The following is a 9,213-nucleotide window of genomic DNA, read 5'->3' on the forward strand; positions in this document are numbered from 1 at the left end:
CCCTAGGCCGACGACAGGCGCTTCCCCGCCCCGCGAGGTTCCCTGCATGATCGACGACACGGATCGCCGCTCCTTCCTGAAGGCCGCGGCTGCTACGGGCGCGCTCGGCGCGATGAGCGCGAATGAGGCCGCGGCCCAGCCTGCCCCCGGCCGTCTCGACCTCGGCCCGGCCGAGCCCTTCTCCTTCGAGCGACTGAAGGAGACAGCCCGCCGCCGCGTCGCGGAGCCTTTCCGCCCGCCGAGCCAGCCCGATCCGCAGATCACTTCCAAGATCGACTATGAGGCCTGGGGCAAGATCAGCTACGACACGAATTACGCGCTCACCACGGGCGCCGGCCGTTTCCCGGTCGAATTCTTCCACCTCGGCATGTTCTTCAAAAAAGCCGTCCGCTTCTATGCGGTCGAGAACGGCCAGGCGCGCGAGGTGCTCTACAACCCCAAATATTTCGACATGCCGGAGGATTCGATCGCCCGCCAGCTGCCGCCGGGCGCGGGCTTCGCCGGCTTTCGCATTCAGGAGCCGAAAGACGGGCCGCTCGACTGGCGCAAGAATGATTGGGCGGCTTTTCTCGGCGCCTCCTATTTCCGCGCCATCGGCGAATTGCGCCAATATGGGCTCTCTGCGCGCGGCGTCGCGCTCGACACTTGGGCGCCCGATCGGCCGGAGGAGTTTCCAGACTTCACCAATATCTATATCGGCCCGGAGACGGAAGACGGTCTGCCGCTGCATCTCTTGCTCGAAGGCCCGTCCATCGTCGGCGCCTTTCGCATTTTGGCGAAGCGCGGCAAGGGCGTCGTGATGGACGTCGACTGCTCGCTGCATTTGCGCGGCTCCTTCACGCGCTTCGGCATAGCGCCGCTCACCTCCATGTATTGGTTCTCCGAGACCAAGAAGCCGACCGCCGTCGATTGGCGGCCGGAGGTGCATGATTCCGACGGCCTCGCAATGTGGACCGGCCGCGGCGAGCGTCTATGGCGCCCGCTCAACAATCCCGACCGCGTGATGGCTTCCGCCTTCGCCGACGAAAATCCGAAAGGCTTCGGCCTGCTGCAGCGCGACCGCAATTTCGATCACTATCTCGACGGCGTTTTCTATGATCGCCGTCCGAGCGTGTGGATCGAGCCCAAGGGCGATTGGGGCAAGGGCACGATTCAGCTCGTCGAGATTCCGACCGACGACGAGATCCACGACAATATCGTCGCAATGTGGGTGCCGGCGAAGCCCGCCGTTCCCGGCTCGTCTTTCGACTTCTCCTATCGCCTGCATTGGCTCGCCGATGAGCCCGATCCGACGCCGCTCGCACGCTGCGTCGCGACGCGGCTCGGCAATGGCGGCCAACCCGGCAAGCCACGCCCCAAAGGCGTGCGCAAATTCATGGTGGAGTTTCTCGGCGGACCGCTCGAGCGTCTGCCCTTCGGCGTGAAGCCGGAGCCGGTGCTGTGGTCGTCGCGCGGATCCTTCTCCTACATCTACACGGAAGCCGTATTCGACGGCGTGCCGGGACATTGGCGCGCGCAATTCGATCTGACCGTCGACGGACATGATCCTGTCGAGATGCGGCTCTTCCTCGCGCATAAGAACGAAGCGCTGTCGGAGAACTGGCTCTTCCAATATCACCCGTTCTGAGGCGCGTCAGCGCGCCTCCAGGGCGACGTTTTCCGACATCCGAGCAGGATAGTCGCCCTCGCGCAGAAGGCGCGCCAGCGCCTCTGCGGAGCGGCGCCAGGACAATATGTCGCAGGTCGGCGGGGCGAGTGGAGAGGCGAGCGCCTCCTTCAGCCGGGCGAGCAGAGCGTCGCTGTCGCCCGCATCGAAGTAGGACGCCCAGTCGCCGCCGACCTCGCGAAAGACGGGAATGTCGCTCGCTATGGCGCGCGCGCCGAAATGCGCCGCCTCGACGAGCGGCAGGCCGAAGCCCTCGGCGATGGAGGGAAACACGAGCGCATGCGTCCGCTCGTAGAGATAGCGCAGATCGGCGTCGTTCGCGCCGCGCAGCCAGAACAAGCGTCGGCCGAATTCAGGATGCTCCAGAATTCGCCGCTCGAGCGCGCGCACATTCCAGCCTTTCGAGCCGACGATGACGTAGCGGACATCGGCGCCCTGCTCCCACCAGCGATCGAAGGCTCCGAGCGCGACCGCATGGCCCTTGCGCGGCTCCAGCGTGCCGACGCTCAGAAAGAGCGGCTGTCCTCCCGCCGCGGCCTCGACAGCGTGCGGTGAAGGCGTCTCGTCGCCGGGCGCGCGAAAATCCGCGCCGAGCGGCCACCAGCCGAGCCGCAAGCCGCGCTTGCACGGCAGCCCATGGTCCTGCGCATAGGCCTGGAAATCATCGATGACCGCCTTGGAGATGCCGACGATCGCGTCACTCTCGCGAATGAGGAGATCGAACCATTCCACAAAGGCCCGATGCGCGGAATTCGTCACCACGGAGGGATAGAGGATCGGAATGAGATCGTAGAGACAGCCGATCGTCTCGCCGCCGGCCCGCGCGACAATTTCGATCATTCGCGAATATTCCGCCGTGAGGTGCCAGCCGGCGTCGAGCAGAAGAAATTTATCGCCGGCGGCCGGCGTCACCTCGTCTGGAAGATTGTCATTTGTGAAATGGGAAAAGAGCCGCCCATCCTCCATGAAGACGGGAATTCCGGCGCCGCTCTCGACCATGGCGCGCGCGATCTCGCGAACGACGCGCTGAATGCCGGTGCGGCCTATGGTGCGATGCGTCGCCGTCATATCGACGAGCAGACGCGCCTGCGTCGCAGGCGCCGGAATATCGCCGGCGAGCGCTGTGCGCCATGCTCTCGCCTTCTCGCCGCTCGGCTTGCGCCATACGCCGTCATGCAGGCGGCCGAGGCCGAGCAGACGCGTCACCGTCCAGTAGAATTCGCGGGCTCGCGCATAGAGAAATTTCGTGGCGTCATCGACCTCGCTGCGCGCGAGCTCGTCGATCTCCGCCTTCATCTCCTGCAGAAGATAGGCCTCTATACGGCCATCTCCCGACCTTCTTTCGACCATTTGCTCGCGACCTCGCTGCCGTCGTCGCGACAATAGCGGCATGGCCGGGCAATTCCAAACGCGCTTTCAGCGCCGATAGGGCCCCGCATGCGTCCCCGCGGGGCCTCGAATGCAGAGACGCCGACCGTGATCGCCGATGGATCGCGGCCGGCGTGGCGAGAACAAAAATGTTCCGCTCAGCCCCCGTGGGAAATGATGGGGGCGAAATGAACCAGGGTGATGATCAGCGCGATCGCGCCGATGAACCACGCCAGCGACTTGACGATGTCCTTCCCAGAGGTCTGCAGAGCCATTTTCTTCTCCATTGGTACGCCGCCGCTCGTTGTTTCGAATTGGCTGCGCGCAGAGGCGTCAGGGGTCGCAGCTTGACCTATCGAATGGCGACATATCGCGTCGCGCGCAAGTTAATTTTTCGAGCAGCTTCGGGAAAAGGGCTCACTGCGCCGGCTGCGGCTCGCCCAGCCCCGGCTGCGCCTCGCCCTGGCCCTTCTGCTCCTCATGGCCCGAACGATGATCCTCGACCGGCGCGTCGCCGGCCTGTGGCGTCCGATGCGCCTTCTCCCATCTCTCCATCGCTTCCGCATCATGCGCATGCGCGGCGTCGGGCGCGTCGATCGCCGCATCGATGAGCAGCTCGCCGGCCTTCTCGAACACGAGAGTGAGCTCGAAGCCCCAGCCGACGGGGTTGATCTTCTTTATGCCGGAGAGATGGACGAAGGAGGCGCCCGGCGCGAGCGTCACCTTCGAGCCCGTAGGAAGGAAAATCGCATCGGTGGCGACCGCGAATTGAGGAGCGACATGCAGATCGAAGCCGCCGATCTCGGGAGATTTCACTCCGATGAGACGATCGGCGGCGTCGCTACGATTATAGACGACCATGAACAGATTGGCGTCGCTCTCGCCGTCGCGCGGCGCGCGCAGCCAAGGATGCTCCACCTTGATGCCGCCTTTTTCATATTCATGCGCGCTCACGCGAGAAAGGCCGCTCGCAGCCAGCGCAGCGCCTCCGGTCAAAAGCAGAACGCGCCGTCGATCGATAGACATGCTCGCCTCCCTTTCGGCGCGCCGCAGGAGTCGCGGCGCCACACGCAATGACGGCGAAGGCGCCGCGATCACGCGCGCGGCGGCTTCGCCTTGAAAGAGTTTTTGTACCAGAGACCGAATCCGACCAGTCCCAGCCCCGCAAAAAAAGTCGCGATGGTGATGTCGCGGCTTTCGGTCTCACCGACGGAGAAGGGAAAGCGCGAGACATATTCTTTCGTCCCGTCGTCGGTCTTCGCCTTGACCAGGCCGATGAACTTTCCCTTGTTCTTGAAGTCGTATTCGAAGTTGAGCGTGCCGGTGCGATATTTCTTCGCCGGCACATAGGTCTCGGTGTTTTTCTCGAGGTTCTCGTCGTCGCTCGCCTGACCGACATCGCGCAGAATGCGGATCTCCAAATTCATGTCGCGCAGCTCGTCCTGCACGGCGTCGAGGACGATGATCGTCGGGCCGATATCGGGAATGTCGTCGCAGAATTGCTCGCGCGACTTCAGCGGCTGATAGCCGGTAAAATTCATCTGATCGGGTCCGATCTTCATCTTGCATTGGCCTTCGTCGATGCTGACGCCGCCATGCGCCTGCGCCTGCGTCGCCATGCCGATGAAAATCGCCGCGGCAAAAAATCGAACGATCATGTCTCTCTCCCGATCGCGCGTCTTTGAAGGGGCGCGCTTTTCCCCGAGCGCCGCCGCCGCATCGGCTGCTCATCGTGACACGATGAATATAGATCGTATAGCGATATAAATGCAAGCGCGCGCCCGCTGCGCCGCATGGCCGCGCCGGTCCCGGGCGGAACGCCTTGACCCCGCGCGGGGCGAAGGCCATCATGGGCGCTTGGCCGAAGATCGCGGGCAGCGAATCCGAGGAGAATGAGAAAAATGTCGACGGCGCTCGAGAGCCGCCCTCAGGAAGCCGAAGACGACGGACGCCCCTCCGAGGAGGAGCTTCGCGCCCTCGCCGATTTTCGCTATGCGCTGCGGCAATTCCTCGCCTTCAGCGAGCAGGCGGCCGCGGATGTCGGCCTGACCACGCAGCGCTACCAGGCGCTGCTCGCCATCAAGACGTTTCGCGAAGGGGCGCATATCAGCGTCGGCGAGCTCGCCGAGCAATTGCTGATCCGCGATCACAGCGCCGCGGAGCTGGTCTCGCGCCTCGAGCAAGCCAAGCTCGTCAAGCGCAAGAACGACCCTCTCGATCGGCGTCGCTCGCTCATCGTGCTGACGGCGCTCGGCGACCGTCGGCTGGCGCAGCTCGCTTTCGTGCATTTGCGCAAGCTACGCGCCGAAAAAAGCGCCTTTCTGCATCTCTTCGACACGCAATCGGACAGCGAGCCGCAAGATCAGACGCCGCGCTGACGCGGCGGCTTCACGCGGCTCGACGACCCCCGGAGCCGTCTTCGTCACGGCTCCGAGAGACGAGCGGCCGGATCAGGACTGCGAAGACGACCACGGACGCATGAAGCTCAGCACCGTCGCGCTCAGCGTGCTGCCGGTGAGCACGACCGTCGCGCCGAGCGCCAGCAGAGCCACGAGATTGAGCACGAGATCATTGGTGTTTCCCGCGACGGCGAGAACGCCGAGCACGATCGCGGCCAAGCCGGCCAGAGCCTGAATGCCCGCCGAGCCAGAAGCCATCTCGCTCGCCAGAAACTCGCCGCCGATATTCTGCGACTGCGCGGCCTCGCTCTTCGCCTGCGCATGGCGCAGCGTGTAGAGATGCCACACGGCATTGCTGCTGAGCACGAGCGCCGTGCCGAAAGCGATCGTCGCGATCGGGGTCAGCACGCCGGAATTGATGCCGAGCAATGAGAGAACGCCGAGCACAATTCCCGCCGCTCCCACGAGGAAGACGGCCGAGAGGCTACCGCCTCCGAAATGCTCGAAATTCGCAGTCTTCGCGCCCGCAGGGAACATGATCTGCGCATATTCCGACAGCATCGCGCCGCCTTGAATGAGCAGAGCGACGCCGAACACGATCGTCGCTATGCCGGCCATGAGCGGCGGATTGATTCCGGCGAGCCCACACACGGCGAGGACTATCGTTGCGATGCCTCCCACCGCATCGACGAGGCCGCCATAGACTGCGGCGTTTTCTTGCGCTGTCGCCTCTCGGAAGGTCATGGACATGAGGATCTCCGTTCCTGCAGCCCGTCCTGCAACCCCGCGAAGCATCTAGTCGCGCTGTCCGAGCCGGCAAGAGCGACGATCGCGCCCGTCGACGCGAGCGTCGCCATATCCTCTCCGACAGCGGAAAGCCGCAGGAACCAATCTTCGTCGAATGTGTTCAGTCGAGTCGGGGATTTGTTTTGTCGGGCGAAGGGCCCCATTGGCGACGGAGGGCGTGATGAAATACAGAACTCTCGAAGAAATAACCAAGCTCGCGGGCGTCGAGCCTGTCGAGGCGAAGCGCGAGCAGACGTCGCTGCGTCGCGCGCGCTTGGAGCGGCTCGCGGCTCTCATCGAAGCGCATGTCGGACGCATCCGCCTCTTCTCGATGATGGAATATGTGCCCGTGAAGGAGCGCGTGAAGCTGCGTCAGGACGAGTCGCCCTTGTCGATCGCCTTTCGCGACGCCGCCTTTCGCGAGGAAGGCTTGAAAGGCGACAAGCTCGGCGATGCGATCGATTTTTTCCAGCTCTCCATGCGCGAGGCGCATCACATTTTCTGCGATTGCAATTATTCCGGCGCGATCACGCCCGGCGCCGTCGCCGCTCGCGCCCGCTCCGTCGCGGAGAAGAAATCGCTCGGCGAGCTGTGGCGCAGCTTTACGCAGCGTCTCGGCTTCGCCTGATTGGATATTGGACTGACTGGATAAAGCTGGATCAGGCCGCCGCCACGCGGCGGCCTCCGTTCATCAGAACGAATGGCGCGCCGGACAGGAGAATGTCCAGCGCGGCCAACGACTGATGTCGTCCATTCACCGAGAGCCGCGGCAGCGACATGAGACGCCCGCGATGCTCGGGAAAGATCATGCCCGGACGCGTCGTCACGGCGCTGGCGAAGCCGAGCCGCGCCGCGAGCTCGAACTCGCGTCGCGCCGCCGAGGTCGCATCGCCGACCGGGTAGCAAAAATGCGGGACGGGCCGTCGCAGCTCGGACTCTAGGCGCAGCCGACTCTCGGCCATCTCATAGATCGCGGCCGCGCAATCCACTTTGGCCAGTCGCGCATGCGTCACCGAATGCGCGCCGATCGTCGCCAGCGCATGATCGGCCAGCGCGCGCAGCTCGCTCCATCCGAGGCACAGCCGTCGCGTGAGCGCGTGAGGCTCGATGCGCGCCTCGGCAGAGAGAGCGGTGACGACGCGCAGCAGTTCCGCCTCGTCGCCGCCGCGCAGCTGCGCATAGACTTCGGCGAATGCGAGACGCTTCTGCGCCGCCGTCGCCGCCGCGCAACAGATGCGCTTGCCGCCGGCGATGACGTCGAGACGATCGAGGCGTCGGATCGCCTCCTCCAGTTCCACCCACCACAGCCGCGCGGAAGCGTCCGCGTAACCCGCGGTGATATAGAGCGTGAATGGCGCATTATGGCGCTCCAGCACCGGTAGCGCATGCTCGACGAAATCGCGATAGCCGTCGTCGAAGGTGAGAACGGCGAAGGGCGCCGCCTCGCCGGCGCGCAGCCGCGCGAGCGCCGTCTCCAGCGAGACGATGTCGACGCCGCGCTGACGCAGCCGCGCAATCAGCGCGTTCAAAAATTCCGGCGTGATCTCCAGCGGCTGATTGGGCTCGAAAGCCTGCTCGAGCCGCGGCCGCACGCGATGGAACATCAATATCGCGCCCAGCCCGCGCGTATAGGGCTCGGCCAGGCGGTGCGCGCCGCTCGCGCGGAAGAATTCCATTCCCGCCTCTATGGCCATTCGACGCCATTTCGTCACCGCCCAGCGCCTCCCCGCGCATTTCTTATTTCTGCGTCCACCATCTCGAGGTCTCGTTGACCTTTCCTTGCTAGTGTCGCGAAGAAACGCAAACATCAGCAATGCGGCGACGATATGGTTAACGCAAGAGCAGAGAATCTCACAGAAGAAAGCCTCATGGAGCAGTCGCGACCAGAGACCACCATGGATAGAATCTCGCTCGACGTCTTCTCCTCCTTCGAGGCGGCGCGCGCGGATTGGGAGGTTCTGTTCGCCAATGCGCCGGCCAGCGCCTATCAATCTTTCGGCTTCGCGCGCGACTGGTTCGAGACTTTCGGACGCGCGCGCGGCCTCACCCCGATGATCGTCGTCGCGCGACATGGCGACGGCGCGCGCCCTCTCGCGCTGCTCGCGCTGGCGAGGTCGCGTCTCGGCCCGCTGCCGATCGCGCAATTTCTCGGCGGCAAGGAGAGCAATTTCAATCTCGGCCTTTTCGCAGCGGATATGCGCCTCGACGCCGAGGCGCTTCGCGCTCTGCTGCGCCGCGCCGCGCGCGTGGGCGGCGTCGATCTCTATCGTCTCGGCAATCAGCCGCAGGCTTTCGAAGGCGTCGCCAATCCCCTCGCCCTGCCCGGCTCGAGCGCGAGCCCGAGCTTCGCCTATGGGACGAGCCTTCCTGCGACAGCGGGCGAGCTCGATGCGCGCTTCTCCGCCGATGCGCGCAAAAAGCTGCGCAAGAAGCAGGCGCGGCTCGAGAAGATGGGCGCGCTCGTCTTCGAGCATGGCGCGACAGGAGCGCGCGCGAGAGAAATTCTCGAGGCGCTGCTCGCGCAAAAGGCGGAGCGCTTGCAGGATCCCTCCTTTGCGAGCGGCGCCATGCGCGACTTCGTGCTCGGCCTGTGTGGCGGCGCGCTCGAGGTCCATGCGCTGACGCTGGACGCGCGCATCATCGCGACCTATGCGGGCTTCACCCATCGCGGGCGCTTTTCGGCGATGCTCAATTCCTTCGTGGCGGAGGAAGAGATCGCACGCTCCTCGCCCGGCGATCTGCTGCTGCATTCGCTGCTGCGCGATCTTCTCTCGCGCGGCGTCGCGCGCTTCGATCTCGGCGTCGGCGAGGCGCGCTACAAGAACGCCGTCTGCGACGAGACGATCGCGCTCGTCGACACGCTCGTTCCAGCGACTCTGCTCGGCGCGCTCGCGGCGCCCGCGCTGTCCGCGCTCATCCGCGCCAAGCGCGCGGTGAAGCAGAATCCGCGTCTTCTCGCAAAGCTCACCGAGTTGCGCAGACTCGCGCGCTGAC

General features: G+C 64.7%; 9 protein-coding genes. 4 read left to right on the plus strand and 5 right to left on the minus strand.

Annotation, left to right across the window (positions count from 1 at the left end):
• Positions 1 to 46 precede the first annotated feature (46 nt).
• Complete coding sequence (locus GYH34_RS12865; RefSeq protein ID WP_161913922.1) at positions 47 to 1,627, plus strand: glucan biosynthesis protein D; 1,581 nt, start codon at positions 47 to 49, stop codon at positions 1,625 to 1,627.
• Positions 1,628 to 1,633: 6 nt separating this feature from the next.
• On the opposite strand, the gene GYH34_RS12870 is transcribed toward GYH34_RS12865, so the two are convergent.
• The 3 genes from GYH34_RS12870 to GYH34_RS12880 all read right to left on the minus strand — a co-directional run bounded on the left by GYH34_RS12870 (position 1,634) and on the right by GYH34_RS12880 (position 4,692).
• Positions 1,634 to 3,016 carry a glycosyltransferase family 1 protein gene (locus tag GYH34_RS12870; protein WP_161913923.1) on the minus strand — a complete coding sequence of 461 codons (1,383 nt, stop codon included), beginning with the start codon at positions 3,014 to 3,016 and terminating at the stop codon, positions 1,634 to 1,636.
• A 435-nt stretch (positions 3,017 to 3,451) separates the two neighbouring features.
• Positions 3,452 to 4,060, minus strand: a complete 609-nt coding sequence (locus tag GYH34_RS12875; protein WP_161913924.1) for a copper chaperone PCu(A)C — start codon at positions 4,058 to 4,060, stop codon at positions 3,452 to 3,454.
• A gap of 68 nt (positions 4,061 to 4,128) precedes the next feature.
• Positions 4,129 to 4,692: a hypothetical protein gene (locus GYH34_RS12880; protein WP_161913925.1), complete on the minus strand. Its 564-nt coding sequence runs from the start codon at positions 4,690 to 4,692 to the stop codon at positions 4,129 to 4,131.
• Positions 4,693 to 4,935: 243 nt separating this feature from the next.
• On the opposite strand from GYH34_RS12880, the gene GYH34_RS12885 reads away from it, so the two are divergent.
• Positions 4,936 to 5,412 carry a MarR family winged helix-turn-helix transcriptional regulator gene (locus GYH34_RS12885; protein ID WP_161913926.1) on the plus strand — a complete coding sequence of 159 codons (477 nt, stop codon included), beginning with the start codon at positions 4,936 to 4,938 and terminating at the stop codon, positions 5,410 to 5,412.
• 72 nt (positions 5,413 to 5,484) lie between these two features.
• Here GYH34_RS12885 and GYH34_RS12890 read toward each other — a convergent pair whose 3' ends face one another.
• Positions 5,485 to 6,183: a hypothetical protein gene (locus GYH34_RS12890; RefSeq protein ID WP_161913927.1), complete on the minus strand. Its 699-nt coding sequence runs from the start codon at positions 6,181 to 6,183 to the stop codon at positions 5,485 to 5,487.
• A gap of 217 nt (positions 6,184 to 6,400) precedes the next feature.
• Between GYH34_RS12890 and GYH34_RS12895 the strand changes: the two genes are divergently transcribed.
• A complete protein-coding gene (locus GYH34_RS12895) occupies positions 6,401 to 6,847 on the plus strand; it encodes a hypothetical protein (protein ID WP_244635096.1) in 447 nt (148 codons plus the stop codon).
• Between the two features lie 31 nt (positions 6,848 to 6,878).
• Here the strand turns inward: GYH34_RS12895 and GYH34_RS12900 are convergent, their stop codons facing one another.
• Positions 6,879 to 7,913 (minus strand): polysaccharide deacetylase family protein, encoded by a 1,035-nt coding sequence (locus tag GYH34_RS12900; protein ID WP_161915009.1) that lies wholly within the window; start codon positions 7,911 to 7,913, stop codon positions 6,879 to 6,881.
• A gap of 201 nt (positions 7,914 to 8,114) precedes the next feature.
• Between GYH34_RS12900 and GYH34_RS12905 the strand changes: the two genes are divergently transcribed.
• Entirely contained in the window at positions 8,115 to 9,212 is a 1,098-nt protein-coding gene (locus GYH34_RS12905) for a GNAT family N-acetyltransferase (RefSeq protein WP_244635098.1), read from the plus strand.
• Position 9,213: the final 1 nt, after the last annotated feature.

Origin of the sequence: Methylosinus sp. C49 (genome assembly GCF_009936375.1) — a bacterium.
Lineage (GTDB): Bacteria > Pseudomonadota > Alphaproteobacteria > Rhizobiales > Beijerinckiaceae > Methylosinus.